A 26,221-nucleotide genomic window follows, 5' to 3' on the forward strand; every position below is an offset into this window, starting at 1 on the left:
GCGCTCACCGCGTCATGGCCGCTGGGGTGCGCTGCGCAGCGCCGGCGCTCGCCACAGCGCCCAGGGGCCGGTCAGGGAGAGGACCATGCCGAGCTCCTCGAACACGCCGTTCGGGCGCAGCGCCAGCGCGCCCTCCAGCCAGAAGGGGTAGGCCGGCGTGGAGGGGCGACGGCGGCGCCCGTCGAGGAGGCATCGCAGGCCGAGGACGTCCGGGACCCGCGGATACTGCGCTGCGAGCGCGCTGCAGAGCTGCCGTGCCTCGTCGAGGCGCGCGTCAGCGATGAGCGCGTGGCACGCGGCGGGCCCGACGACGGCATCCACCAGCGTGTCGAGCGACTTGCCCCCGAACGTCGCGGTGCCATCGACGATCGCCTCCTCGATGCGCGCCAGCCGGAGGACCTCCTCCAGCCGCGACGTGGCGTCTCCTGGTTCAGCGCCGGGCCCGTCCGGGATGGCGAGGCAGAACAGGCGCGGGCTCGCCCTCCGTCGGCTCTGCACCACGAGCAAGGTCATGTGGTCGGGCAGGAGCGGCGGCGCCGCGGCGATGAGCTGCTTCCCTGGCCACGAGACCACCGCGAGCAGCGGTTTGGTCGAGACGCGGCCCGCTGCCCAGACATCCTTCGCGAAGCGCGTCTCCTCGGCGTCCGCGAAGCGCGGCGGCTCGCCTGCGCGCTCGAGCGATATCGACGGTCGCTCGTCGCCCACGGCGAGCACCAGCACGCCCCGTCTGCCCGGTCGCATGTCGCGCTCGAGCTCAGGAACGAAGAGCCCGCGAAAGGAGCTGGCCGGGTCTCTGGCCAGGGAAATCCACTGCGTCACCGCGAGCGCCAGCAAGGCGGGCACGCCTTCCCCGTCGTCGAGCAGCTCGTGCACCGGTACGCCCAGGGCGCGCAGTATCCAGCGGAGCCTGTCGGTAAGGGAACCGGAGGCCGGGCCGCCCACGGCCGCCGCTCTGCGGACAGGCCCAGCGCTCGCCGTCCTGAGGACGCCGAGCTCTGGCGGAGGGATCGAGGGAGGAATCGTTTCCTCGAAGCTGTCCGGCGTTCCGAAGTCGAGCGGCGTCCCGAGCTCCAGCGGCCCGGCTTCAGACCGGCGCAGGGCGACGCGAACCTCCATGTCCTCGAAGACGTCGATGGGCCCGGAAGGCTCGAAGGTCGCCGTGAACTCCGCCGAGCGAAGATCGAGCTGGTAGACGCCAGTCTTCAGCTCGACCCGCATCCGATCGCTGACGACCTGGACCTCACGCCCGGCGCTCTCGTCCGCATCCGGCCGGGTGATCCGCAGGCTCATGGCCTTTCCCGCCTCGTAGCCGGCGAACGTCACCGTGCAGGTGTACACCGGGACGGGGCTCACCTCCCGGATCACGACGTCGCCCTTGCCGGTCGGCTCCACCTCCTGCGGCCGGAGGCGCTCGTTCATGTACTCGGCGAGCGAGCTGAAGGTGACGACGAGCTTGGCATACTGCCAGAGCTTCGATCTGCCTGCTGCGTTCAGCCCGTCGAGCAGCGCGGAAGCATACGGGCTGCCCACGGGGCCGCCGCTCGTCGCGGCGGCGCCGGTCGTGGTCGACTGCAAGACGAACTGATCAGGCTTGCCGGTGACCGACGGCCTGAGGTCGTTGATGTTCAGATCTCCGCCGGAGATCAGCTGCTCCGCGTCGTTGCGACACGCGTCGATGAACATGAAATGGCGGCCCTTCCCTCCCAGGTTGCGCAGCACCCGGCAGAGCACGTCGACGCGCAGGGCGGGATCCGTGTCGTCGAGGTCCTGAAACTCGGAGGTCGTGATGAGATCGACCGAGGACTGGGGCCCATCCCTGAACGAAAAGCCGTGACCCGAGTAGTAGAAATAGAGCCGCTCGGTCTTATCTTTCCACTCCTTCCCGATGGTCAGGAGGCTCTTCCGGATCGCGGCCCGCGTCGCCGGCAGCGTGCCTGCGGGCTGGTCCCCCTCGACGCCGAGGTGGAAGACGACGTTCTTCGGTGGGACGCCGCCCGTCGTCGTGACCCAATCGCGGAACACGAGCGCGCCCTTGTCGGCGTTCCTGAACGACCTCGAGAGGCCGACGATGTTCGGGTAATCCCGGACCGCGATGATGATCGCGCGCCACATCGGGTTGTCCATCAGTCCGTCCAGTGCTCGATCTTGTCCCTGAGGTCGGGCCGCCTGGCGAGGCTGTCAGCCGACACGGCCACGTTGTACCAGCCGTTCATGCCGCGGACGTGCACGCCGAGCACGCTCCCCGTCGACACGTCCAGCATCGGAGACCCCGAGTTGCCCCCCAGCGTGCAGCAGTCGTGGCGGAACTCGCCTGGAAAGAGCTTGATGATCTCCCCGGGCGCGACCCGCTTCACGTCGAACGGCTCGCCGAAGATGGCCAGGCCGATCCCGAGGTTGCGGCTCGCATCCTTGCGCGGGTAGCCGACGGCCGCGACCTCGGCGTGGAGCGCCGACGAGCGGCTGGAGAGGACGAGCGGGGCGACGCCGTCCGGGGTCCTGTCGATCTTCAAGAGCGCGACGTCGAGCTGCGTGTCCAGGAACATGACCGAGACCACGTCGATCGGAGGCTCCGGATCGAGGGTATTGCGCTCCTGCCCGAAGCGCACCGTCGCCTGGCCGCGCATCAGGCGCCCCACGCCGAGCGAGGCATCCATCACCACGTGCCCTGCCGTCATGACGAGCTCGGGGCCGACCAGGAAGGCCGTGCCCTCGGGGGTCCCGTCCGCGCGATCGACCCGGCAGACGGCGCGCAGCCACGCGGCGGAGCGCCGCATGAAGGCGCCCCACTGCCCGGGGCGCCAGCGAGGCTCGGCGTCGGGAAGCATCGGGGCCGGATCGACGATCGCGCCCTGGGTGACGAAGAGCGGCGTGCGCAGGAGCCGCAGGCACTGCGCGAGGGACGCGAGCTGCGCCGGGTTCGGCAGCTCGCCGGCCTGCAGGAGATCCACCGCCAGCTGCGCGCTCGCATCGTCGATGCCTGCGCCTGGCGGCACGAGGGCGCGCGGAGCGTTGATCGCCTCCTGGACGCGCTTGCCCTGGAGGGCTCGCTCTGCGGCGCGCCGCCACATCGCGAGCTGCTCGGTGAGGTCCTCGAGCTCGCTCATGGCGTGAGCTGCTTTGTGTAGATGATCTCGCCCGTCGGCCGGTGCAGGTGCTCGACGAGCGACGGCCCGTCGAACACGAGCGACGCATACCCTTGCGCGCCGTACTCCTCCGGCTCGGCCTTGGGCGCGACGTACGGGTTGGGGTCGTCGAGCATGCGCCCGCCGGGCGACCTCGCGCTCGGCTTGAAGATGCGCCAGTGCGAGGAGCCCTGCTGACTGACGTGCTTGAGCCCGGTGGTGCCCTTGTACCTGAAGTAAGGGAAGCCGCCGTGCCCGATGCAGCGTCCCTGGAGCTTCCACGTCGGGTGCTCGTCGTAGATGAACGCGCAATGCTCGTGGCCCCAGTACCAGGCGAAGACCTTGTGCGCTTCGAGCAGCGGCCCGAGCGCCTGGACGAGCTTCGGTCCGCCCTTCTCGAGCTCGCTGAAGGGCTGGTGGTGCGACATGAGGATGACCCGCCGCGCGCCCGCGGCGTCGACGTTCTGCCGGATCCACTCGACCTGCCGCGCGTCGAGGTCGTGCTCGTCGTAACCCGTGTCGAGCGCGAGGATGAGCCAGTCGTCGTTGCGCAGGGCGAAGTAGCTGGACTCTTGCCCGAGCGCCGGGAGGGCCTTCTTGAAGTAGCCGTGGCCGCCGGAGTACATCTCGTGGTTCGAGTTGAGCGTCCGGCCGATGACCCCGTTCCCGTGTGGCCAGTACGGCAGGAAGCGTGCCGCGACCTCACGCTCGGTCCCGGCGTAGTACACGTCCCCGAGGTGAATCGCGTAGGTGTAGCCGCGGTCGGCGAGCTGGATGCCGACCGCACGCGACCCGTAGAGGCCAGAGCCCCAGTCGCCCGCGATGCCGATCCGGCACCTGGAGGGGAGGTCCTCCGGCCCGCCGGTGGGGCGCTTCTGGTCCTCCTTGGTGACCTTTCCAAGCCAGCTGAGCAGGCTGGTGCCCCAGCGCAGATCGCGCCCGTCGAACTGGATCTCTCTCGTCGCCAGCGCCGCCTCCTCGGCGTCTCGCTCCTCGGCGTTCTCGGCGATCCACGATTGCAGTCGCGCTCCGAGCGCGGCATCCGGGGAGCTCATGATGCCTGGACCGAGATCCGCGCTCTCGATCTGGGCCTGCGCAGCGCTCAGCTTCACGAGGAGCTCCTGGCGCTGCTCCTCCGTCAGCGCTTCGGCCGGGTCGACGGCGCTCGGCGTGCTTTCGGGTGAGGCCGACTCCTTGAACAGGCGCTTGACGACGTCCGCGGAAACGATGGCCGTCGGCCTGCCGTTCGGCTTCTGCTGGTCCATTGTCTTTCCTCGATAAGGGGCGCGATCTTCGAAGCAATCACAGAAGCATTCGCCGCGCAAGGCCATAGCAGGTGGTCGCGCAGCTCCTCGGCTGCCCGGACGGCAGCCGCGTCGGCGCTCGCGCATCGCCAGGACCGCCGGCGGCGCCCGCAGAGAGCGCCCGCCGGCGCGCGTCGTGGTACAAGCGGCCTCCGGAGGATGCCCCAGCGCTGAAGCGGCAGCGCGCCGGGCTCCGCGCCGTCGTGGCGCATCTGGCCGGAGGGGGCTTCGGGCTCCCCCGCCGGCACCGCGACTGGTCGGGCTGATATCGCGAGCGGCGCCGCCGCAGCGAAGAGCGCCATGAACCCGGCGATCCCCGCCGCGCTCGGCGCTCGAAGGCACACGAACCCGAGCACCGCGCCGGTACCGAGCCCTGCGGCGAGCGCGCGCCCCGCCGGGATCCGGTCGAGCGTCCGGAGCGCTCGTCGAAGGCCGAGATCGCGGACCATCGATCGCATCTTCCACGGGGCGCCCGCAGCCCGCAAGCGCGCGACGAAGACGCCGCCCCGAGCGCAGCTCGGGTACCATGCGCTCCGCGATGAGCTTCAGGGCGGAGACCCGAGCAAGCGGCTGCCGGAAGCTGGTGGGCCGGAGAGGGCCGACGGCGCGCCCGCCGGCCTCATACGCCGCGCCGAGCGGCCGAGAAATCCCTCACAGGTCGTCCAGATCGTCCAGCGCGGCGCCGCCGAGGAAGAGCCCACGGTCCACCGCCGGGCCGCCGAAGTGCAGCCGACGGTCGTCGCTCGCAGGATCGACGAACAGAATACCCGACGGCGCGAGGAGCGAGTGCCTATCTTGCCCCGTCGCTCGCCGCCACCTCGCGAGGCTGATGATCGTGTCGCCGTTGTCCCTGCTGAAGCGGTCCACGACCACGTTGTAATCGCTCTTGAAGCAAGGGTCCTCCGCGCCGCCCGGATAGATCAGGATCGAGCCCCTGTCGAGGCGCGGCGTGTAGAGGACGTTGTTCACGATCTTGTTGCACCTCGGGTTGGAGATGCCCTCAGGCGACTCGGGGATGTTGACCACCCAGCGGCTGTCATCCGCCATCACGATGATGTTGTCGTAGACCTCGTTGCGGCTGGAGCCTTCGCTGCCGTCGATGGCGTAGAGAGAGAGCCCGCTCGCGTGGTTCCCGTAGAGCAGGTTGTCCCGGATGACGCTGTCGCTGACACCGTCGCAGTTGATGGCCGAGGCGCCGCCGACGCCGTTCTCCCAGATGACATTGGCCTCGACCGTGGCGAAGCTGATGAGCCCGTCGCCGGGCTGGATGGTCCTGTCGCCGTTCATGTGGACACCGGCCGCGAAGTTGTCGTGGAGGAGATTGCCGCGCACCACGGGGAAGTCGCCGCTGTTGCTGATGTAAACTCCGTGCTCGCCGTTGAGCTCGGACTCGTTGTACTGGACGACCACGTCGTCGCTGAACGCCGTGAAGATCCCGGTTCTACCGCTGTTGTAGACGTGGCATTTCTGGACGGTGATGTCGCGCGTGACGCGCACGTCGACGCCGGATCGGGGGCCGTCAACGATCTCGAAGCCGTCGATCACCCAGTGCTTGACGACGCCGTCGAACGACTCGACCTCGATGTTGCTGTTATGCCGGTTGTTCGGCCCGGGCTCGAGCACAACGGCTCCCCAGGGTGGGTGTGCCCGCAGGGTCTTTGGCTGGCCGGCCTCGCCAGAGCTCTCGATACGACACCCCTCGTAGAGTCCCTCCAGCACGAGGGCGGTATCGCCAGGACCGATGGTGTCGACGGCATGCTGGAGCGTCGCCCATGCCGTTGCAGGGGTCAAGCCATCGTTCTCGTCGTCGCCGGTGTCGTCGACATAAAATGTCGCCGCTGCCGCCGGCCCGTGGATCAGAGCGACTGCGATGAACGTCAAGAGAGGTAGAACGCCGTTCATATTCAGCTCCTGGCTCCTTCTGGAGGATGTTGAACGTCACGAACGAACGCGCGAGCGCTTGTGAACGTCCCCGGGCGCCGACGTCCTGCGTCGCGCTGGGCACCATCGGCGTTGCGCTCGAAGAGCGCCCAGCACGGGCCCAAATCCCTTCACCCCGGACCGTTCAGCCATGACATCGGGTCACGGCGGATCGCAGACCTCGCCATCGACGCCGCTGCGGGAACGCGGCAGCGGCGTCCACGTCTGTTCTGTGCGGAGGTCTTCCGGGAGAAATTCTAGAGATTACCGAAAGCGGAAGAATGATAAACCCGGCTGAGCACGCTCGCAATGGTTAAACGCATCTCGCCGCAACGGAGACCATGACGTCGTGGCCGGGCGTCAGTCCGTGCGCGACGGCACCATCCGCCCGCGCCTGGGCGTCATCGTCGGCTTCAGGGACTGCGATGAATTCCGCCGCAAGGGGATGACCTGCTCTGAAGTCATGTCGATCCGCTTCACGGTGGCCGACGCCGCGGGCACCCACGGCAGGGACGAGCGCATCTCCTCGGACATGCCGGAGCGCGGCGCGAGCGCGATGTTCGAGCTGGGGTCCGTGTGGTGAGGCGGAGCGGCGCGGCTCGCTCGTCCTCGGCCTCCACCACGTCCACGGGCGGTGGTCGTGGCGCGCTGCAACGGCGGCTCGTGGATGTCCGAGGTCACCCAGGCGCGCTGGTGCTTCCGGCGCATCGGGGCAGTCACGCCCCACGGAGCGACCGTCTGTTATAAGAGAAGTTGCATCCGTTATGGTGGACGGCCGCGCCGGGCCGTGGTACGGGACGCGGGAACGGACGGAACAGCGATGCACTACCGACAGCTGGGTGACAGCGAGCTCCGGGTCTCGGAGCTCTGCCTTGGGACGATGACGTTCGGCGAGCAGAACACGCTCGAGGAAGCGAAAGCGCAGCTCGACTACGCGTTCGACGCCGGGATCAACTTCGTCGACGCCGCCGAGATGTACCCCGTGCCGACCCGCGCCGAGACGCAGGGGCGCACGGAGAGCTACGTTGGCGAGTGGCTGAGCCAGAGGCCGCGCGACAAGGTGGTCCTCGCGACGAAGATCGCGGGGCCGGGCCGGCCCTTCTCGTGGATCCGCGGCGGCTCGCTCGCGGTCAACCGCGCGAACGTCCGGCGCGCGGTCGAGGACAGCCTGCGTCGCCTCAGGACCGATTACATCGATCTCTACCAGATCCACTGGCCCGACCGGTACGTGCCCCAGTTCGGCGCGACCGCCTACGACCCGGCGAACGAGCGCTCGAGCACGCCGATCCCGGAGCAGCTCGCGGCGTTCGCGGAGGTGATCCGCGACGGCAAGGTCCGTTATATCGGGCTGAGCAACGAGACGGCCTGGGGGGTGACGCAGTTCAGCCGCGTGGCGGAGCAGCTCGGGCTCCCGAAGCCGGTGTCGATCCAGAACGCTTACAGCCTCGTCAACCGCACGTTCGACGCGGCGCTCGCGGAGGCGTCGCGCCGCGAGGACGTGCCGCTCCTCGCGTACAGCCCGCTCGCCTTCGGCCTGCTCACGGGCAAGTACGCGGGCGGGCCTCCGCCGGGCTCGCGGCTCGCCCGGTTCGAGACGTTCGGCCAGCGCTACCGGAAGCCCAACGTGCACGAGGCGGTGCAGGCCTATGTGAAGCTGGCGCGCGAGCGCGGCCTCACCCCGGCGACGCTCGCGCTCGCCTTCGTGCGGAGCCGCTGGTTCGTGGCGAGCACGATCCTCGGGGCGACGACGCTCGAGCAGCTCGAGGAGAACGTGAAGAGCGCGGGCGTGGTGCTCGACAGGGACGTGCTCGCCGAGATCGACCAGATCCACGCCCGGTACCCGAGCCCGGCGCCGTGAGCGCGCTGGCCGTCGAGGCGCGGATCCCGCGGGGCGCTCGCTTCTCGTACTCCGAGGCCGAGAAGCGGCGCTTCATGGCGAGGGCGCTGGAGGTGTCGCGCGGGGCGCTGCCGCGCTGCCGCCCCAACCCGCCCGTGGGCTGCGTCGTGGTGCGCGGCGGGAGCATCGTCGCGGAGGGGTTCACGCAGGCGCCCGGCTGCCACCACGCCGAGGCGATGGCGCTCTCGGCGCTCCCCGGCGATGTCTCGGACTGCGCCGCGTTCGTGACGCTGGAGCCCTGCTCGTTCTTCGGCCGCACGCCGTCGTGCGCCAAGGCGCTGATCCACCGGCGCGTCGGCGCCGTGTTCGTGGCCGTGATCGACAGCGATCCCAGGAACCTCGGCCGCGGGGTCGCGCTGCTGCGCGCCGCCGGCATCCCCGTCGAGGTAGGGACGCTCGCCGGGGACGTCGAGGCGTTCCTCGGCGGGTACCTCATCCGCTGAAGCCCATCTGGCGACGGCCGCGGCGACCGGAGGAGCCCATCCCTGGCTCCGATGGTGAAAAAGCGCATCTCGCGATGCGCGCCGCCCACAGGCGATCTGCGGTGATGCAGGAATATCGAGCTCACGCCGCGTGACGGGACAGCGCTGAAACAACGGACCGTTGCGGGCTGCCCGCCATCACGAAAACGTCATTCGTTTCGAAGGCTTACCCTTGCCCGCGGCGCCCGTGCATACTCCGCGGCGTGCGCGGAGCGGGGAGGGGAGACTCCCCTGCTCGCGGAGGCGCGGCGCTCCCTGGCGAGCGCGCGTGCGGCTCCGGAGCGGCTGCGCCCTGCATCGAGGGAGGAGACGAGAATGACGAAAGTACCCAGGCGAAGCCTGCTCGAAGGCCTGCTGGCGCTCGGCGCCGCGGGCTGCGCGGCCTCGGAGCCGGCGATCGCCGCGAGCGACCGGCCACGGGCGCCCGCCGACGAGTGGCAGCGCGTCCGGGGCGAGTTCGACGTGTCGCCGGCGTGGATCCACATGGCGAGCTTCCTGCTCGCGTCGCACCCGCGGCCTGTGCGCGAGGCGATCGAGGCGCTGCGGAGGGGGCTCGACGACAATCCGGTGGACGCGCTGCACGACCACGAGGACCCGGCGCCGGTGCGGGAGGCCGCCGCGGCGTACATGGGCGTCAGGGCCGACGAGATCGCGCTCACGGACAGCACCACGATGGGGCTCGCCTCGCTGTACCTCGGCTTGCCGCTCCGGGCCGGCGACGAGGTCCTCACGACGGCGCACGACCATTACGCCACGCACGAGTCGCTCCGGCTCGCGGCGGAGCGGACGGGCGCGAAGGTGCGGAAGATCGCGCTGTACGAGCGGAGCAGCGCCGCGACGGCGACGGAGATGGCGGGCACGATCGAGGCGGCGATCACCCCGGCCACGCGGGTCGTGGCGATCACGTGGGTTCACTCGGGCTCGGGGGTGAAGACGCCGGTGCGCGCCATCGCGGAGGTCGTCGCCCGGGCGAACCAGGGGCGGGCGCCGGGCGACCGCGTCCTGTGCTGCGTCGACGGCGTGCACGGCTTCGGGGTCGAAGACGTCTCGATGGCCGATCTCGGCTGCGACTTCTTCTCGGCGGGCTGTCACAAATGGATCTTCGGGCCGCGGGGCACGGGCGTGCTCTGGGGCAGGGCCGAGCTCTGGCCGCTGCTGCGCCCGAGCGTTCCGCACTTCGGCCGGGAGGGATACGGGGCCTGGCTCGCGGGCCAGCCGGCGCCGCCGACCACGGCGAACATGATGTCTCCCGGGGGGTTCCACTCCTTCGAGCACCGCTGGGCGCTGCCCGCGGCGTTCGCGTTCCACCGGCGCATCGGCAAGGCGAGGGTCGCGGCGCGCATCCATGCCCTGAACCGGCAGTGCAAGGAAGGGCTCAAGGGGATGGGGCACGTCACGCTGCACACGCCGCTCGACGAAGCGATCTCCGCGGGGCTCGTCTGCTTCGAGGTCGCGGGGCTGACGCCCGCGGCCGTCGTGACGAGGCTCCGGGAGCGGAAGATCATCGCGTCGACCTCGCCCTACGCGACCTCCTACGCCCGCGTCGCGCCGAGCCTGCTCAGCTCGGAGGCGGACGTGGAGGCGGTGCTGCGCGCTGTCCGGGCGCTCGCGTGAGGGCCGGGCGCTCGCGTGAGGGCCGGGCGCTCGCGTGAGGGCGGGGCCGGGTCACCGGGAGCGCGCGGGGCCCGGCTCGCCGCGCGGCGAGGAGGCCACGGCGCGGCGCATGGCGCTCATCGAGTCGCGGGCGAAGCGCCGCTGGACGGTGCGCGCGTAGGGAGCGCCGAGCCTGGCGAGGATGTGGTTCGGCCTGGAGACGGCGAAGATCTCGTAGATGACCTCGCCCGAGGGCGCGTCGTGCTCGACGAGGAAGCGCTCCTCGCCGCGCTCGCCGTGCTCCTCGAACGTGCCGTAGGCGAAGCCGAACCGGCGAACAGGGCCGCTCGCCTCGTCGACGGTGTAGACGACCCGGCACGCGTTGAGCCAGTGGATCCCGAGCACGTGGACGAGGATCCCCACGGTGACGCCGGGATCGAGGGGCGCGTCGGGGTAGCAGAGCTCGACCCAGCCGAGCTGGAGCTGCGCCCAGCGCCGCATCGCCTCGACGGCGCGGTCGAAGAGCTCGGCGCCGTGGCCGAGCACGACGCGGTGGTGGTCGACGTCGAAGCCGGCGGGAGGCCGCGCGGGGCCGCCGCCGGCGCCGGTGCAGCCGACGTCCGCGTACGAGAGCGGCCGCCCCGCCTGGCGGGCGAGGAAGGCGCGGATGGCGGCGTCCGGTGGCCTGGAGCGGGAGAGCACGCTGGGCACTATAGCGGGCCCGAGACGCGATGTTCCGCGCATCGCCCGAGGCGCCCCCGCGGGGACCTCATCGCACAGCAGGCGCGCTGGCTCTTCCAGGCGCGACCTCGTGAACCGTTTGAACCTGGAGGTGACTCATGAGAGAGCACGTGCATGAGACACATCTTCCAGCGCTCGACGGGAGTCCTCCTGGCCGCCGTGCTCTGCGGCGCCGCGTGCGGGAGCTCGTCGCGCGAGCCCCCCGGAGCGAGCGCGCCTCCGGGACAGGGGCCAAGCACGCCGCCGACAGCCCCCTCGACGGGCGATGACATCGTCGTGGGCAGCGACCCGTGCCAGAGCGACGCGGACTGCGTGCCCGCCTGCGGATGCCACCCGGCCGCCTGCGTCGCGAAGGCGAGCGCGCCCGCGTGCGAGGAGGGGCGGGTGTGCACGCAGGAGTGCCGGCCAGGGACGATGGATTGCGGCGGCGGCTGCCTCTGCAAGGACGGCCGGTGTGCGGCGCGTCTCATGAACGCGCCGGCGCTCTGATACGCGTCCAGGTCCCGGCTGACGCCGGGCTCGAGGGCTCAGCGCAGACGGCCGACCGCCTCGTCCCGCAGCAGACCCGCTGATCGCCCGTCGTGCGGTCACCGCAGCTCCCGCGGCGCCTCCCTGTCCTCGCGTCCGTCGCGCCGCTGAACGCGGCGTCATCGCCGCTCCTTCTGCCGCGCCCGCGCCGCCTGCGCCGGTGGGGCCGCCCCGCCGCGCGCCCAGGCGTCCCACGCGGGCTCGTGCCCGAAGCGACTCACGACGAAGTCGATGAAGCTCCGGACCTTCGCCGGGACGTGCCGCCCTTGCGGGTAGACGGCGTGAACGCCGAGCTCCGCCGGAGCATAGCGGGGCATGAGGGGGACCAGGCGGCCCGCGGCGAGGTCCTCACCCACGATGAACGTCGGCGCGACGCTGATGCCCAGCCCGCGGAGCGCGGCGACGCGCAGCAGCTCGCCGTTCGTCGAGGTCAGCCGCCCTCGGATGCGCACGGACACCTCCTCGCCGTCGGGCCCGCTGAACCGCCACTGGCCCGGCGTCGCGCGGTACGCGTACTCGAGGCATTCATGGCGCTCGAGCTCGGCCGGCTCCCCTGGCGCGCCGTGACGCTCGACGTAGGCTGGGGACGCGCAGAGCACGGATCGGCTCGTCGCGAGGCGACGCGCGGCCAGGCTCGAGTCCGGGAGCTCGCCGATGCGGACGGCGAGATCGAACCCCTCCTCGAGCAGGTCGATCTTGCGGTCGTTCAGCGCGACATCGACGGCCACCCCCGGATACGCGAGGAGATAGTCGGCGATCACCGGCGCCAGGTGGCGCATCCCGAAGGTGATGGGCGCGGAGATCTTGAGCCGGCCCCGCGGCGCCTCCTGCAGCGCGCCGGCGGCGGCCTGCGCCCCCTCCACCTCCTCGAGGATGCGCGCGCAGCGCTCGTGGAGGGCCTCGCCCGCCTCGGTCAGGCTGAGCCGCCGCGTCGTGCGGTGGATGAGCCGCGCGCCCAGCCAGTCCTCGAGCGCGCGGATGTGGTTGCTCACGCCCGCGGGGGAGAGCCCGAGCTCGCGCCCGGCCTTCGAGAAGCTCCCGGTCGCGACCACCTTCGTGAACACCGCCATGCTGGTCAAGCGGTCCATCCGGCACCCGCATCTTTCACGAACGCGGAAAGGTCCTTCAAGCTGCAGGCTGGTTATCACGCGCCCGGGTCGGGCGCATCCATGTCCCATGAGCCGCGGTGGCGCGCCGATTCCGGCCGGTACCGGCGGCGGAGGGATCATGAACATGGACAGGATGCTGAGCTTTCTCCTCCCTCGCGCGCTCGACCGCTCCACGGCGGCGGGCCTGCTCTTCGTTCGGCTGGTGGCCGGCACCGCCATGGCCCTCCACGGAGCGCCGAAGATGATGGCCGCCACGAGCTGGATGGGCCCCGGCCCCGTGCCGGGGTGGCTCCAGGCGCTCGCCGCCTTCGCCGAGTTCGGCGGCGGCATCGCCTGGATCCTGGGCCTGGCCACGCCGCTCGCCTCTGTCGGGATCGCCGCGACCATGATCGTGGGCGTCGTGATCGTTCACATACCGATGGGCGACCCGTTCATCCGCTTGACCGTGCAGGGCGTCGACACGGGGCCCGGTGCCCCGTTCGGCGGACTGCCCGCGTGGTTCGTGCGCGCGGGCGGCCGGAGTCCCGGCGGCTCCGGCTCTTCGGAGCTCGCATCGCTGTTCACGGCGATTGCGGTCCTCCTCCTCGGCGCGGGACCGGGACAGCTCTCGCTGGACGCGCTGCTCGCGCGCCGCTTCGCGCGTCGTTCGTCGGCCGAGCGCGACGCCGAGCGCACAGGCAAAGCGGCGCTCGTCCGCTGAGCTGCGGGCTCACGCGGCCGCGGGCCCGCGCTCGAGGGCATGAAGGTTGGTTCCGCGCGTCAGAAATCCTGCCAGGGATCTGCCTCGAAGCAAAAAGGCATGAATTCATGGATGCATGAAATCTGTTTTGCGCCTTTGCGCCTTTGCGCCTTTGCGCCTTTGCGCCTTTGCGCCTTTGCGCCTTTGCGTTGAGATTTCTCTTCGGCCATCCCTGGCCGGACGGATGGTGGGCGGAGCTAGACCACGGAACGGTACGCTCGGATGGCCGCTTCGAGCCCTGGACGTGGACTGCTGAAGACCGGGACAGGCACGTCGGGGCACAGGCCCACGGCGTCGGCCATGGATGCCTGCGCGAGGACGATCGCGTCGGCCGACGGCGCCACGTCGCGCAGCTTCGCCGCGATCGCCTGGAGATACCCCGCCTGATCGCCGCGCTCGAAATGCACCCACGCGTCCTCGAAGAGCGCGTCGACCACCGAGACCGCCCTCCCGGCCCGACCGGCCACCTCGAGCACGAGCTCGCGGGTGGGAGCGATGGTGCTCGCCAGCGTCGCGGCGACGACGATGCGCCCGCCGGCAGCGACAGCGCGCTCCGCCATCGCGCGATCGACGCGGAGGACGGGATGTCCGGCGGTCTCGCCGGCGCGCTCCGCGCACCCGCCGATCGTCGAGCAGGTGCACAGGACCACCGCGGCGCCGCCCGCCACAGCGCCGAGGATCGCCTGCTCGACCCGGCGGGCCACGTCGGGGGTGAGGCCCGAGGCGCGGGCGTCGCTCAGGAGGCTCTCGTCCACCGCGTGCTTCGCGGGGATGGTCGGGGCCATCTCGGCAAGGAGCCGATCGAAGGTGGCGATATGCACTGGCGAGGTATGCAAGAAGGTGAGCGTCTTCATCATGACCGAGCTCTCTCTGCACGACGCGCATCCTGCGGGCAGCGGCGCGGAGGCCGCCTTCCCGATGCGTCGATGACTCGACGAGGATAGTTCATCACCTCTCCAGGATAGCGCGCAGATCGCACGAGGGGTCCCCGCCGCCCGCCGCCGCCGCGCCGGCCGGGGAGAGCGTCGTCCAGGTCGACGCCGATTCGCCGACGAAGACGCCCTCGGGGGCCGCGTTCATCGCCTCGGCGATGGCTCGCGTGACCACCTACAGACGCGCACTCATCCGCGATGTTTTGCGTGGTCACCTACAGACGCGCACGTGGGCGCGAGGCGGAAGCGCTCGATACGATTCGCCGCCATTGTGAGCGGGCAGACCGGGAGGGGATCTTCGGGATGCGAGGCGCTCCACGCCTCGACACTGGCTGCTTGACCGATGTACTCTGCCGGGTTGGATGGCCCAGCCTGACCGCACGACCAGCACGATCGACGACTACTTGCTGCACTGTATGGAGCTGGTCTTCATCGCCAGCGAGGGCGGCACGCTCCTCCGCACGAGCCGCGCGCTCACGCAGGCGATGAGCCCGGAGCTCCACGCCGCCTCGCGAGCTGGGCTCGCCCCGCTGGTTCACCCTGACGATCGGCGCTCGTTCGACGAGGCGTGGGCGCGCCTACGCGCCGCGGCGGAGCCCATCGTCCTCGATCTGCGGCTGAAGGCCGCGGATGGATCGTTCAAGTTCTTCCAGTGCACCGCGCGGTGGGTGCCCGAGCGGGAAGAGGTCTATGGGTCGCTCCGCGAAGCGGAGGAGCGGGTCGAGCAGGAGATACAGCTCAAGCTCCTCAGGGCGATCAACGACCACCTCCCCATCTGTCTGTGGGCGATCGACGATCGAGGGGTCTTCGTCCTTCATGACGGAAAGGGGCTCGCGGCCGCCGGGCTCGAGCCGGGGCAGTTCCTCGGGCTCAACATCTTCGACATCTACCCGGAGGAGGGCACGGCAGAGCTGCGCAAGGCGCTCGCGGGCCAGATGTCTTACTTCGTGAACGAGCTGGAAGGCGTCCACTGGGAGGCCTGGTACCTGCCCATCCAGAACGAGGGCGGCGAGGTCACCCACGTCGCGGGGGTCACCCTCGACGTCACGGCCGCGAAGCGCACCGAGCAGGAGCTCCGCGCGAAGCTGGAGCTCATCCAGCGGCAGCAGCAGGTCATCCGCTCGCTGTCGACGCCGATCATCCAGGTGTGGGACCGCGTGCTCACGCTGCCCCTGGTGGGCATCTTCGACAGCACGCGCGCCGCCGACGTGATGGATGGGGTCCTCCGCGAGGTCGTCCGGACGCAGGCGCGCTATGCCATCCTCGATCTCACCGGGATCGACGCGATGGACACCGAGACGGCGGACCACCTCATGCGCCTCTCCGGAGCCATCAAGCTCCTCGGCGCCGAGGGGATCATCACGGGGATCCACCCGGCGATCGCGCAGACCATCGTCGGGCTCGGCGTGGACCTCACGTCGATCGAGACACGCTCGACGCTGCGGCAGGGGCTCGAGCACTGCATTCGAAGGATGGGCGGCGAGACGAGGCGGCGCGCCTCGCGCTGACGGGTCGCCCTTCGCGGGCCATCAAGCCAGGTGTCATCAAACAGGTGACATCAAGCCAGGCGCCATCCGACAGCTGCCATCAGACAGGTGCAGGCTACAGATCTCGGGTTCCGTCCGCGGAGATCGCTTGACGCGATTTGAAAGGATATTTATATTGTTCCTTTGATTCCTTTCAATTCGTGAGCACCCAGCGAAAGGGGTGAGGTCCATGAGCACGAACAGCGGTCGTGTCAGCAGCTTTCTGCGTCGTGTCCTGCCGGTTGTCTCCGCCATGGCGCTGGCGGGCGCTGTCACCGTCCTCGTCGCGACGCCCGCGGAGGGCACGCCTCCGAGCGGCGTGATGGAGCTCAAGGCGCTGCACGAGATCGAGCAGCTCGAGTACTGCTATGCGGCCGGGACCGACGCGATCGGCCGCGGTGATCTGGAGAAGGGCAAGCAGCTCTATTCGAGGTGCTTCACGCCGGACGCGCCGGTCATCATCTGGGAAGCCGGGGCCGCGCCGGACGCTCCGCCGGTCGTCTCGGTGCCGAGCGCCGAGGCCTGGGCCGACTTCATCGACGAGCTGTTCGCGGCGTCCGGCTACGTCGCCACGCAGCACCTGATCAGCAACGTTCGTGTCGACATCCTCCCTGGCGGCCACCGGGCGAAGATCACCTCGTACCTGATCGCGACGCACATCTATGACCCGCTGAGCAGCGTCCAGGTGGCGCACGGCACGTACGAGAACGAGGCGGTCTGGACGCCCTCCGGCTGGAAGCTCAGCAAGCGCACCTTCCGCACCTCGGCGTTCATGCGCATCGACTCGCCGGAGCCCTGAGTCGGGCCGCCCGCGCCGCCCAGGCGTCGTCCCTCCGCTTCCGTGGTGAGCGCGAAAAAGATGCCGTTCACATAGGTTGTGAACGTTCACATTCATTGTATCCGCCACGATCGATCAGCCCGCGCGTACCCTCCAGCCCGAGGGAGGACACGCTGGCGGGCTCCTCCGCCGCGATCGGCTTGTTGCGCTCGCGCGCCCCCTCGCCAGGCGATCGCGGAGCTCCCTCGACGTGTCCGGCCGCACAGCCACCGTGCGGCAGCCGCGGCAGTCGGCAGGGTCGACGTCGCGGCCGCCACGTTCCCAGGAAGCCTTCTCCCTCGTAGGGTAGCTCACGCGGGTACCGCCGCCGGCCGCCGCTGCGCAACGGCCGGGACCGAGGAGGGTCGCGCGGCGGGTTTTGATTGACGCCGGTCATGTGAACGCTCACAATTGGTGCTCCAGGAGTTCTTCTATTTTGGCCTGTGCAGGCACCTCATGTGCACCAGGGCCTCCGTCCTCATACGCATCAACCTCGACGCCGGGCTCTGAGGAGCTCGCTGGCCCGATCGGGCACCCCTCTGGAGACTAGCATGATCACTCACTTCGATTTGCCCCGCCAAGCTCTGACTCCGTACCGTTCCATCCTTCGCTTCTCTGCCCTCGGTTGTATGCTCGCGGCGATCGCCGCTTGCGGCAGCGACCCGGTGGACGGGGACCAGTCCTCTGCCGGGACGGGTGGCTCGGCGAGTCCGACGACGGGCGCCAGCGGTACGACGGGCGCCAGCAGCACGACGGGCGTAGGGGGGGCGGGCACAGGGGGATCGACCCCCGGCACGAGCGTGGGGAGCACGACGAGCACGGGCGACGCGACGGTGGGGAGCGGTGGCGCTCCGGGGACCGGGGGTGCCGGCACAGGCGGCTCCGAGACGTTCTGCGACCTGCCCACCACGTTCAAGTGGAAGTCGGGGCCTCCGGTGATCAGCCCCAAGCCGCCTGCTGGCCGTACCTTCGCCTCCGTCAAGGACCCGACGATCGTGTTCTTCGAGGACAAGTACCACGTCTTTGCCACCGTGTTCGACACCACGTCGGGCAACGGCGGGTGGCAGTCGGTGTACTTGAACTTCACGGACTTCCCTCAGGCGCCTGCCGCCGAGCAGCACTACATGCAGAGCTGGCCGACCGGCAGCACCGTCGCGCCCCAGGTCTTCTATTTCCAGCCGCACAACAAGTGGTACCTCATCTACCAGTGGAACGGCAGGTACTCGACCAACGACGACATCAACAACATGAACGGCTGGAGCCGGCCCCAGCCGCTGCTCCGAGGCGAGCCAGGTGCCATGGGGAGCACCCTCGGCGCGCTGGACTTCTGGAACATCTGCGACGACGACAATTGCTACCTCTTCTTCTCGCGGGACGACGGCAAGCTCTACCGCTCGAAGGTCAGCATCGAAGACTTCCCGAACTTCGATGGCTACGAGGTCGTCATGACGGCTCCCAGCCAGGGGCTCCTGTTCGAGGCCAGCAACGTCTACAAGGTGGATGGCTCGAACAAGTACCTGCTCCTGGTGGAGGCGTTCGACAACAGCCCTCGCTTCTTCAGGTCGTGGACCTCCGAGAGCCTCGATGGCCCCTGGGCTCCCCTGGCCGACACCAAGAACAACCCCTTCGCCGGCCCCGCGAACGTGACCTACGAGGGCGGGGACTGGTCCGACGACATCAGCCACGGCGAGCTGATCCGCTCCGGGCACGACGAGAAAATGACCATCAGCGCGTGCAACATGCGGTTCCTCTACCAGGGGAGGGATCCCAGCGTTGGCGGGGAGTACGGCCGCTTGCCCTACAAGCTCGGCCTGCTGACGCTCCAGGAGTAGCTCCGCTCCCCTCCTCGAGCTCCCGGAAGGGACCTCTCGGGCAGGAGCGGCGACACCCCGGTCGGAGCCCACCCGGCGAGCCCGCGGCGACTCAGAGTCACCGCGGGCTCGCGCGTCTCTGGGTGATGGAAGACGACGAGGGAGCGGGCCCGGAGCGGCCTTACGGCACGTCCGCGAAGAAGTCGTACATCGCCTGGATGGCAAAGCACGGCACGCCGTGGCTCGTGTTGCTGTACGCGGGATCGTCGTGTGAGCACCAGATCGTCGGCTCCGAACAGCCGCTGTAGGAGATGCAGCCGGGGTTCACCGTCTTGCCGCTGCTCTGGCAGCCCATGACCTCGGAGTACGGCGTCGACTCCGTCTGGCACATGTTGGCGGCGCGGAACCTGGCGACCGTGCTCGCCCCGTCCCCGCCGCGAACGGTGTCGTTCTGGCCCTGGATGTACATCGCGGGCATGGGCACCTGGAGCGCGCCGTAATCGGAGGCGGCGACGGGGGCGACCGCCCTGAAGTTCAGCTGATCGGCGTCGGACTTGTGCGTCAAGATCTGCACGATCATCTGGGCGCCGGAGCTGTGGCCGGTGGCGAACACACGGTCCATGTCGATGCAGTAGTTGTCCATGAGGTCCTCGTGAATCCGAAGGACCTTGGCGATGTCGTTGTTGTAGTTCCAGCAGCCACCCGCGTCCGACGACCTCCCCACGGCGCGCACGTACTCTGTCTCGAACGCCGACCCCCGCGTGAGGTTGATGAACTGGTCGATCGGGTTGCCGCAGGCGTGGAAGCCCATCAAGAGGGGGAGAGGGGTGCTGCCGTCGTAGCTTTCCGGGAACGTGTAGATGTGATCGTTGTCGACCGTCACCTTTCCGTTTGCGGGCCGCCCCGCCTTGCCACAGCCCGGGCTCGGGTTGCCCACGGGCGGTTCAGCGCCGCCGGTCCCCGTGCCGCCGCCCCCGGTCGACGACGCGCTCCCGGTCGACGAGCCGCCCCCGGTCGACGATTCGCTCCCGGTCGAACCACCTGTCGTGGCACCCCCGCCGCTCCCAGGAGCGTCTGTCCCGCCCGTGGAGGGGGCGCCGCCGCCCGTGACCTGACCGCCTCCGCCGGCTCCCGTGTCGGGCGAGCCTGCCTCGGACGAGCAAGCGAGAACCATCAAGGCGACGGCGGGTAAAGCGGAACGAGCACCTGGGCTGGGCATGGTGTGGACCCTTTGGTGATTGCGAGGTTGGTCTTCCGGCAATCGCCCCGTGGCGACGCCGCGATGAGCTCAGGGGATGGTCTCGGAGCGCGTGACGCCCCGTCCAGAGCAAGGCAAAAGGATACCCCCAGGCGCAATGTGAACGATCACACGGCGAGCGTCAATTCCAATTGGCCGGCTCGCAGGTGCCCTCGCACCCGGGGGAGAGGACAGGGCTGACGAGGCTCCTTCGGAGCGCCGCGTCAGCGGGGTGGAGCAGGGTCAGCTCGCCTGTGCCCCCGCCGCGAGCGCGGCCTCGTGCGTCGCGGCGAGCTCTGCGTCCTTCGCCGCGATCCGCGCGAACGCCGGCCGGCCGCACACCCGGGCGACGTAGCCCTTGACCTCCGGCAGCTCGGGCACGAGCTTGAACTTCAGCATCCAGTCCAGCGCCCCGCCCCAGAGGACGTCGGCCGCGGAGAGCCGGTCGCCGAGCAGATACGGCCCCTTCCGGAGCGCCTCCGCCACCACCCCGAACATCGTATCGAAGTCTCCGTACGGAGACACCCCGGGCGGCGCCGGATCGCGCTTCATCGCCCGATCCACCACGGCCGGCTCGAAGCACGACCCGTAGTACGCGATCCACCGGAGATACGGCCCGCGCAGCGGATCCCCGAGGGTAGGGGCCAGGCCCGCCTCCGGGAACAGATCGGCGAGGTAGATGACGATCGCGACCTGCTCGGTGATGAGCGCGCCGTCGTGCAGAATCGCGGGCACCTTCCCGAGCGGGTTCACGGCGAGGTAAGGGGCCTTCCGTTGCTCGCCGGCCTTCATGTTGAGGACGCGCAGCTCGTACGGCGCGCCCAGCTCCTCGAGCAGGACGCGCGTGCCCATCGAGCGCGAGTTCGGTGAATGGAACAAGACGAGGTTGCCCCGCGGGGTCGTGGTCGAATCAGCCATGTTGCTGCCTCCGGGGACGGACGCTAACGCCACGGCCAGGCGTGGTATTGTAAAAGAGCGCCACGCGCGATCATGAGCCCGAGCGTCACCCCGGCGGACCTTACCCACGGCATCCTGAACCCCGCCGCGGGTCTCCAGCGCTTCGAGCTGCGCCGCCACGCGCCCGCGCCCGACCTGGCCAGGCTCGTCGACTGGCACTGGGTCGTCCGCTGGTCGCTCGCGGCGCCTTTCGAGCAGGAGATCCTGCCGCACCCCTGCGTCAACCTGGCCATCGAGGCGCCGGGCTCGGCGGTGCACGGCATCGGGACCCGGCGCGAGGTCGCCCGGCTCGAGGGGACGGGGCGCGTCGTCGCGACGAAGTTCAAGCCGGGCGGCTTCTTCCCCTTCGCGCCGCTCCCCATGCGCCGGCTGGTCGACAGCGTCGTCCCCCTCGTCGAGATCTTCGGCGGTGTGGCCGAGCCGCTCGAGCGCGCCGTGCTCGACCAGCCGGACGACGCCATCGCGATCCGCGCCGTCGAGGAGCTCCTGCGCGCGCGCAAGGGCCCGGAGGACGCCGGGCTCGACGAGGCCATGGCGCTCGCCCTCCGCGCGCAGGGCGATCGCGACATCCACCGCGCCGAGGAGCTCGCCCGGGTCGCGGGCGTCTCGGTGCGCACGCTGCACCGCGCGTTCGAGCGGTACATCGGCGTCGGGCCCAAGTGGATCATCCGGCGGTCACGCGTGCAGGAGGCCGCGGAGCGCGTGGCCTCGGGCGCGCCCGTCGCGTGGGCGGCGCTCGCGCAGGAGCTCGGGTATCACGATCAGGCGCACCTGATCCGCGACTTCAAGGCTCAGGTCGGCTTCACGCCGGCTGCCTACGCAGAGCGGTGCGCGGCAGCGCTGTCGAAAGGGGGAGCCCCCGGCGTGAAGCGTTGACGATCCCCCGGGCGCGAGGGCCGCGCGTCAGGAACGGGACCGTCGCTTTCGCGCGCGTGAGGGGGCGAGGAGGGATGACGGCGCGCGAAGCAGCTCGACGAAGCGCGCGAGCGGAAAGCGCGCGGCCGCGTCGCGCCGGTAGACGGCCGCCCACCGCTCCGGGAGGCCTTCGCGGGTGAGGCGGCGCGCGACGACCTCGCCGCGCGCGATGGCCGGCGCCACGGCCCAGCGGGAGACGAGCCCGACGCCGAGGCCGGCCTTGACCAGCTCCACGAGCGTGTCGGTGAGCGGCACGCGCGCGGCGAGCGGCATGGGCGCGCGCTCGCTGGCGATGAGCTCGCGAAGGCGCTCGACGTCGCTCCGCGGGGCGTCGTGGGCGAGGAGCTTCTCCTGACCGAGCTCGACCGCGGTGACGTACGGACGCGCGGCGAGCGGGTGCGACGGCGGGACGATGACCGTCCATTCGTCGTCGAAGAGCGGCTCGACCACGAGCGCGCGATCGCGCACCGGCGAGCTCACGATCGCGAGCTCGAGGTCGCCGCGGAGGAGCGCGGCGACCGGCTCGCGCCGCGCCTCGAGCACGATGCGCACGTCGACGTGCGGATGGTCCGTCGCGAGCGCCGAGAGCACCGGCGGGAGCCAGTGGTAGGTGGTGAAGCACTCGACGGTGATGCGGAAGACCTCGCTCCTGCGCGATCCGGCGTACTGTAGATCCCGCTCGACGCGCGCCAGATCGACGAGCATCGTGCGCGCAGCGTCGAGCAGCCGCGCGCCGGCCGGGGTGAGCTTGAGCTGGCGCCGGACGCGCGTGAAGAGCGCGACGCCGAGGCGGCCTTCGAGCTCGGCGAGCTGATGGCTCACGGCCGACTGCGTCAGGTGAAGACGCGCCGCCGCGCGCGTGGGCCCGCCCTCTTCGGCGATCGCGCGGACGAGGCGGAGGTGGCGGATCTCGAGCATCGGGTACATGAAACTACCTCATGAAGTCATGCGAAACATGCGTTTCTCACATGTCGAGGCGGCGACCATAGTAGCTCCATGAACACGACGACCTTCTGCCCCAAGCAACATCAGGTTCTGGAGCCCGTCGCGCCCGGTATCCAGTTCAGCTTCCTGCGCCGCCACGGCGGCGGGCAGGGGCTGACGGCGCTCGTCCGCATGGACAAGGGCGCGCACGCGCGGCACCACAATCACCCCGGCGGCGAAGAGACGTACCTCGTCTCGGGGAAGCTCCGGATCGGCGAGCGGGTGCTCTTGCCAGGCGACTACCTCTGGACCGCGCCGGGCGAGAGCCACGAAGGGTACGCGGAGGAGGAGAGCGTCTTCTTCGTCGTCCTGCCGGGGGGCCTCGACCTCGCCGACGCGCGCTGAGCTCCCGCCGGGGAGCTCGGGGCCGCCAGCGCCGCGCTCGACGTCGTCGGGCGCCAAGCTCGCGGTGGCGCGTACGTCACGCCGGACCGAGCCGTCGCGTCGCTCCGGACCGAGCCGTCACGTCCCTCGGAATACGCAATCAGGACGGACCGCCGCGCCTTCCTTTCAAGGTGCTCCGCCTGCCGCGCCGGATCCGTGACGCCCCGGTCCGGCATCCTACGCGCAATCCATGCTAAAATGACAGTGTTCCAGAAGGAGAGAACAAGTGTATTTTAGCAATCGCATGGCGTTCATTGGTCTTATCGCGGAAGATCAGTTTGTCCACTATGCTGAGGTAGAAGAGTATGCCCCGCAAGCCTGTAGCAGTGGCACTTTGGTGAGTTGTGCTGTCTTGGTGGTGAGATACGTGGAGGAACGGGCCAACCTCGTTCGAGTGCTGTTCGCCCATCTGGGTGGTAGTTATTTGAATGACCAGATAAGAGAGCAGCTGAGTCTCATATCAGAAATAGCGGATTATCGGCGATTTAAGGTCGTGTTTTGTCATAATTACGATACGAACAGTAATAACAGGGCGGCATGCGAAGAGGTTCGCGGGATCTTGCGGCAGGATCCCGAAGTAATACCGTCTGCCATGAATGTGATATACATGACGAGTAATGCTTTTCTGATCCCTGAGGGCGCTGCTGCGCAGAAGAGCATGGTCATGCACCTGGATTAGAGAGTCGCCGATCGGGAAAGCGCCCAGACGGTCATGATCGGGAACGAAGGCGGACCCGGGCGAGCACGCCACGCCGGCCCGGAGTCCCGGCGGATGCGACGGATCGCAACGGCTCGCCACCGCAAGGTCGTCCTTGGACGAGGTGCTACCGGAGGGCGCTGCGCACCGCCGCGTCGAGCGCGTCGAGCACCAGGCGCACGCGCGGCACGTTCCGCAGCTCGCGATGGTACGCGAGGAAGATGGGCACCGACGGCAGCTCCGCGTCGACCTCGAGCCGCACGAGCCCCGCCGTCGAGCGCGCCGAGGGGTCGGACATGAGCACGATGCCCTGCCCCTGCAGCGCCGCCTCGAGGAGCGCGAAGTGCGAGTTCGACCGCACGACGAAGCGCTTCGCCCCGTGGGTCATGAGCCACGTCATCTTCGGCCCTTGCGCCAGCGTCCCCTCGTAGCCGACGAAATCGTGGCGCCCGAAATCCGCCGTCTTCAGGCGCCCGCCCCGGAGCCGCCGCTCGACGTAGCTCGGCGCGGCGTAGAGCCCGAACGAGGCCCGCCCGACCGCGCGATGCACGACCGCGGGCGACGACGACTTGATCGAGCGCATCGCGATGTCCGCCTCGCGCCGCGCGAGATCGACGAGCCGCGTCTCCGAGAGGATCTCGAGCAGGAGCCCCGGGTGCAGCCGCCGGAGCTCGCAGAGGAGCTGCGTCACGGGCTGTACGATGGTGTCGGCCAGCGACACGCGCACCGTCCCGGAGAGCGCTTCTTCGCCTTCATCACGGCGGATCGCGTGGAGCCCGCTCTCGATCTGCTCGGCGAGCGCCACGAGGTCGAGCGCGTCGGGCTCGACGGACGTCCCGCCGTTGCTCCGGTGCACGAGCGGCCTCCCGAGCGACGCCTCCAGCGCGTCGATGCGCCGCGCCGCCGTGGAGGTCGAGACCCCGAGCGCCTTGCCCGCGGCGAGGAAGCTGCGATGGCGGTGCAGCGCGAGGAGCACGCGGAGATCGTCCCAGAGCGGAGAGACTGCGCTTTGCATCCGTGGAAACCGGCCTACCATCGGTGCCCGTCGTCGACAAGCGCGCCAGAGACCGTCCTTCAGCCATGAAGGCACCTGGTTTCACGGTGCAAGGCGGCGCGGGTCGCGGGCGCGCTTGTCGACGACGGGCGTCGGCCGCCCGGGCGCTCAGGACGCGAGGGCCTCGGGGTGGCGCCGTCGCCACAGGGCGAGGCGGAAGCGCAGCACGGCCACGAAGAGGCGCATGAACAGGCTGTCGGACGGGGGCAGCCGCTGAACCCGGGTGTTCTGGAACGACGCTATCCGCCAGCGCCCGTCGTCGCCGCGCACGACCACCAGCGTCTGGCGCGACCGCCGGCTCGCTGGCGCCACCCTCTGCCAGGGCCACAGCACCGCGCCGGTGCTGACGACCAACGCCGTGTCGGGGCCGAGGAAGCGCACGCCCTCGATCTCGCCGACCAGCCGGGTGCCGGCGAGCACGCCGGCGAAGAGCTCCTCGTGCACCCTGCGGTTCGCCTCGCGGCCGCGCAGCCACGAGCCGTCGAACGTCACGTAGTCGGAGTCGGGCGTGTAGAACCTCTCGACGGCGCTCGCGCCCTCGCGCGCCCACGCCTCGCTCAGGGCCTCGAACATGCGCCGGATGGCCGCCTCGTCGGTCGAACGATCCATCGAAAACCTCCTGTCAGGTAAGTCTGTTAGTAAGTAAGATAATTACCAAGACTTGTCAAGCGAGCTGCGGCTCGGGTAGAGTGCGGGCGGGTCGAGGCGACAGGGGATCGATGGCCGCGAGACGGACGAGCGCGAAGGCGGTGAGCGAGCTGGTCGACAGCCTGGGCGACCGGCTGGGCCGCGAGCTGAGCACCCAGTCGGTGCTCTTTCATCAGGCGATCGCCGAGCGGCTGGGATTGAAGGGCACCGACCACAAGTACCTCGACGTCATCCGGCGGGCGGCGGAGGCGGGGCCGGTCACGCCGGGCGACCTGGTGCAGCTCACGGGGCTGACCTCCGGGGGCGTGACGGGGGTGCTCGACCGGCTCGAGACGGCGGGGTTCGTGCGCCGCGTGAAGCACCCGAGCGATCGGCGGCAGCTGGTGGTCGAGCCGGTGGTCGAGCGCTACGCCGAGATCGGCGCGCTCTTCGCGCCGTTCCGCGAGCGGTGGGCGGTGCTCTGCGGGCGCTACTCGCTCGCCGAGCTGCAGCTCATCTGCGGTTTCTTCGAGCAGGCGATCGCGCTGATGGCCGAGGAGATCGCCCGCATGCAGGGCCCGGCAGGGCCGCAGGGCCCGGCAGGGCCCGGAGCCGCCCCGGCGAGCGCCGCGCCGCGCGCCGCGAGCGACGCCAGCGACGTGAAGCGCACGAAGGCGCGCCCGCGCCGGGCCCCCTGAAGGGCCCGCGGCAGGGGCGCGCGAGCGCTCACCACGGCACCCGCCCCCGCCGATCGAAATACCCGCCCGTCGGCCCGGCGGAGCCCTTCCGCGAAGCTCCACCCCGACGATGCGCCCGCGCCTCCCGCCCGGCTTGGGCGAGCTTGG

General features: G+C 70.0%; 26 protein-coding genes. 13 read left to right on the top strand and 13 right to left on the bottom strand.

Annotated features, from left to right (window positions below):
* Positions 1-12 precede the first annotated feature (12 nt).
* From WME89_RS05075 to WME89_RS05090, 4 genes are all read right to left on the bottom strand, one after another.
* Complete coding sequence (locus WME89_RS05075; protein WP_438008123.1) at positions 13-2,124, bottom strand: caspase family protein; 2,112 nt, start codon at positions 2,122-2,124, stop codon at positions 13-15.
* Positions 2,124-3,104, bottom strand: coding sequence for a trypsin-like serine peptidase (locus tag WME89_RS05080; RefSeq protein ID WP_438008124.1), 981 nt, complete (start codon positions 3,102-3,104; stop codon positions 2,124-2,126). Before WME89_RS05080 ends, WME89_RS05075 begins: the two co-directional genes overlap by 1 nt.
* Positions 3,101-4,387 (bottom strand): metallophosphoesterase family protein, encoded by a 1,287-nt coding sequence (locus WME89_RS05085; protein WP_438008125.1) that lies wholly within the window; start codon positions 4,385-4,387, stop codon positions 3,101-3,103. The genes WME89_RS05080 and WME89_RS05085 overlap by 4 nt, the downstream gene beginning before the upstream one ends.
* A 690-nt stretch (positions 4,388-5,077) precedes the next feature.
* Positions 5,078-6,328 (bottom strand): right-handed parallel beta-helix repeat-containing protein, encoded by a 1,251-nt coding sequence (locus tag WME89_RS05090; RefSeq protein ID WP_438008126.1) that lies wholly within the window; start codon positions 6,326-6,328, stop codon positions 5,078-5,080.
* Positions 6,329-6,695: 367 nt separating this feature from the next.
* Here WME89_RS05090 and WME89_RS05095 point away from each other — a divergent pair, with 367 nt between their 5' ends.
* The 4 genes from WME89_RS05095 to WME89_RS05110 all read left to right on the top strand — a co-directional run bounded on the left by WME89_RS05095 (position 6,696) and on the right by WME89_RS05110 (position 10,339).
* On the top strand, positions 6,696-6,929 hold the full coding sequence (locus WME89_RS05095; RefSeq protein ID WP_438008127.1) for a hypothetical protein: 234 nt from the start codon (positions 6,696-6,698) through the stop codon (positions 6,927-6,929).
* A gap of 237 nt (positions 6,930-7,166) precedes the next feature.
* Positions 7,167-8,204 (top strand): aldo/keto reductase, encoded by a 1,038-nt coding sequence (locus tag WME89_RS05100; protein WP_438008128.1) that lies wholly within the window; start codon positions 7,167-7,169, stop codon positions 8,202-8,204.
* 74 nt (positions 8,205-8,278) lie between these two features.
* Positions 8,279-8,686, top strand: a complete 408-nt coding sequence (locus WME89_RS05105) for a bifunctional diaminohydroxyphosphoribosylaminopyrimidine deaminase/5-amino-6-(5-phosphoribosylamino)uracil reductase RibD (protein ID WP_438011891.1) — start codon at positions 8,279-8,281, stop codon at positions 8,684-8,686.
* A gap of 354 nt (positions 8,687-9,040) precedes the next feature.
* Positions 9,041-10,339: an aminotransferase class V-fold PLP-dependent enzyme gene (locus WME89_RS05110; RefSeq protein ID WP_438008129.1), complete on the top strand. Its 1,299-nt coding sequence runs from the start codon at positions 9,041-9,043 to the stop codon at positions 10,337-10,339.
* Positions 10,340-10,390: 51 nt separating this feature from the next.
* Here WME89_RS05110 and WME89_RS05115 read toward each other — a convergent pair whose 3' ends face one another.
* A complete protein-coding gene (locus WME89_RS05115; RefSeq protein ID WP_438008130.1) occupies positions 10,391-11,020 on the bottom strand; it encodes a DUF1990 family protein in 630 nt (209 codons plus the stop codon).
* A gap of 153 nt (positions 11,021-11,173) precedes the next feature.
* On the opposite strand from WME89_RS05115, the gene WME89_RS05120 reads away from it, so the two are divergent.
* Positions 11,174-11,548, top strand: a complete 375-nt coding sequence (locus tag WME89_RS05120; protein WP_438008131.1) for a hypothetical protein — start codon at positions 11,174-11,176, stop codon at positions 11,546-11,548.
* 158 nt (positions 11,549-11,706) lie between these two features.
* On the opposite strand, the gene WME89_RS05125 is transcribed toward WME89_RS05120, so the two are convergent.
* A complete protein-coding gene (locus tag WME89_RS05125) occupies positions 11,707-12,675 on the bottom strand; it encodes a LysR family transcriptional regulator (protein ID WP_438008132.1) in 969 nt (322 codons plus the stop codon).
* Between the two features lie 139 nt (positions 12,676-12,814).
* On the opposite strand from WME89_RS05125, the gene WME89_RS05130 reads away from it, so the two are divergent.
* The gene (locus WME89_RS05130) at positions 12,815-13,396 is read left to right on the top strand and encodes a DoxX family protein (protein WP_438008133.1); all 582 of its coding nucleotides are present in this window, start codon (positions 12,815-12,817) and stop codon (positions 13,394-13,396) included.
* A gap of 236 nt (positions 13,397-13,632) precedes the next feature.
* Here the strand turns inward: WME89_RS05130 and WME89_RS05135 are convergent, their stop codons facing one another.
* Both WME89_RS05135 and WME89_RS05140 read right to left on the bottom strand, forming a co-directional pair.
* Complete coding sequence (locus WME89_RS05135) at positions 13,633-14,292, bottom strand: aspartate/glutamate racemase family protein (RefSeq protein ID WP_438008134.1); 660 nt, start codon at positions 14,290-14,292, stop codon at positions 13,633-13,635.
* Positions 14,293-14,383: 91 nt separating this feature from the next.
* On the bottom strand, positions 14,384-14,542 hold the full coding sequence (locus tag WME89_RS05140) for a hypothetical protein (protein WP_438008135.1): 159 nt from the start codon (positions 14,540-14,542) through the stop codon (positions 14,384-14,386).
* 187 nt (positions 14,543-14,729) lie between these two features.
* On the opposite strand from WME89_RS05140, the gene WME89_RS05145 reads away from it, so the two are divergent.
* The 3 genes from WME89_RS05145 to WME89_RS05155 all read left to right on the top strand — a co-directional run bounded on the left by WME89_RS05145 (position 14,730) and on the right by WME89_RS05155 (position 18,542).
* On the top strand, positions 14,730-15,875 hold the full coding sequence (locus tag WME89_RS05145) for a PAS domain-containing protein (RefSeq protein WP_438008136.1): 1,146 nt from the start codon (positions 14,730-14,732) through the stop codon (positions 15,873-15,875).
* A gap of 208 nt (positions 15,876-16,083) precedes the next feature.
* On the top strand, positions 16,084-16,692 hold the full coding sequence (locus tag WME89_RS05150; RefSeq protein WP_438008137.1) for a nuclear transport factor 2 family protein: 609 nt from the start codon (positions 16,084-16,086) through the stop codon (positions 16,690-16,692).
* Between the two features lie 647 nt (positions 16,693-17,339).
* Positions 17,340-18,542, top strand: coding sequence for a non-reducing end alpha-L-arabinofuranosidase family hydrolase (locus WME89_RS05155; protein WP_438008138.1), 1,203 nt, complete (start codon positions 17,340-17,342; stop codon positions 18,540-18,542).
* A 160-nt stretch (positions 18,543-18,702) separates the two neighbouring features.
* Here the strand turns inward: WME89_RS05155 and WME89_RS05160 are convergent, their stop codons facing one another.
* Both WME89_RS05160 and WME89_RS05165 read right to left on the bottom strand, forming a co-directional pair.
* A complete protein-coding gene (locus WME89_RS05160) occupies positions 18,703-19,698 on the bottom strand; it encodes an alpha/beta hydrolase family esterase (RefSeq protein ID WP_438008139.1) in 996 nt (331 codons plus the stop codon).
* A gap of 303 nt (positions 19,699-20,001) precedes the next feature.
* The gene (locus WME89_RS05165; RefSeq protein ID WP_438008140.1) at positions 20,002-20,676 is read right to left on the bottom strand and encodes a glutathione S-transferase family protein; all 675 of its coding nucleotides are present in this window, start codon (positions 20,674-20,676) and stop codon (positions 20,002-20,004) included.
* A 72-nt stretch (positions 20,677-20,748) separates the two neighbouring features.
* On the opposite strand from WME89_RS05165, the gene WME89_RS05170 reads away from it, so the two are divergent.
* Positions 20,749-21,591 (top strand): DUF6597 domain-containing transcriptional factor, encoded by an 843-nt coding sequence (locus tag WME89_RS05170; protein WP_438008141.1) that lies wholly within the window; start codon positions 20,749-20,751, stop codon positions 21,589-21,591.
* Positions 21,592-21,618: 27 nt separating this feature from the next.
* On the opposite strand, the gene WME89_RS05175 is transcribed toward WME89_RS05170, so the two are convergent.
* Positions 21,619-22,557 carry a LysR family transcriptional regulator gene (locus tag WME89_RS05175; RefSeq protein WP_438008142.1) on the bottom strand — a complete coding sequence of 313 codons (939 nt, stop codon included), beginning with the start codon at positions 22,555-22,557 and terminating at the stop codon, positions 21,619-21,621.
* Between the two features lie 69 nt (positions 22,558-22,626).
* Here WME89_RS05175 and WME89_RS05180 point away from each other — a divergent pair, with 69 nt between their 5' ends.
* Complete coding sequence (locus WME89_RS05180) at positions 22,627-22,959, top strand: cupin domain-containing protein (RefSeq protein ID WP_438008143.1); 333 nt, start codon at positions 22,627-22,629, stop codon at positions 22,957-22,959.
* A 265-nt stretch (positions 22,960-23,224) separates the two neighbouring features.
* Positions 23,225-23,677, top strand: coding sequence for a hypothetical protein (locus WME89_RS05185; protein ID WP_438008144.1), 453 nt, complete (start codon positions 23,225-23,227; stop codon positions 23,675-23,677).
* Between the two features lie 145 nt (positions 23,678-23,822).
* On the opposite strand, the gene WME89_RS05190 is transcribed toward WME89_RS05185, so the two are convergent.
* Both WME89_RS05190 and WME89_RS05195 read right to left on the bottom strand, forming a co-directional pair.
* The gene (locus WME89_RS05190) at positions 23,823-24,710 is read right to left on the bottom strand and encodes a LysR family transcriptional regulator (protein WP_438008145.1); all 888 of its coding nucleotides are present in this window, start codon (positions 24,708-24,710) and stop codon (positions 23,823-23,825) included.
* Between the two features lie 147 nt (positions 24,711-24,857).
* Complete coding sequence (locus WME89_RS05195; protein ID WP_438008146.1) at positions 24,858-25,358, bottom strand: SgcJ/EcaC family oxidoreductase; 501 nt, start codon at positions 25,356-25,358, stop codon at positions 24,858-24,860.
* A gap of 110 nt (positions 25,359-25,468) precedes the next feature.
* Here WME89_RS05195 and WME89_RS05200 point away from each other — a divergent pair, with 110 nt between their 5' ends.
* Entirely contained in the window at positions 25,469-26,074 is a 606-nt protein-coding gene (locus WME89_RS05200) for a MarR family winged helix-turn-helix transcriptional regulator (protein WP_438008147.1), read from the top strand.
* Positions 26,075-26,221: the final 147 nt, after the last annotated feature.

This window comes from Sorangium sp. So ce321 (genome assembly GCF_051530195.1).
GTDB lineage: Bacteria > Myxococcota_A > Polyangia > Polyangiales > Polyangiaceae > Sorangium.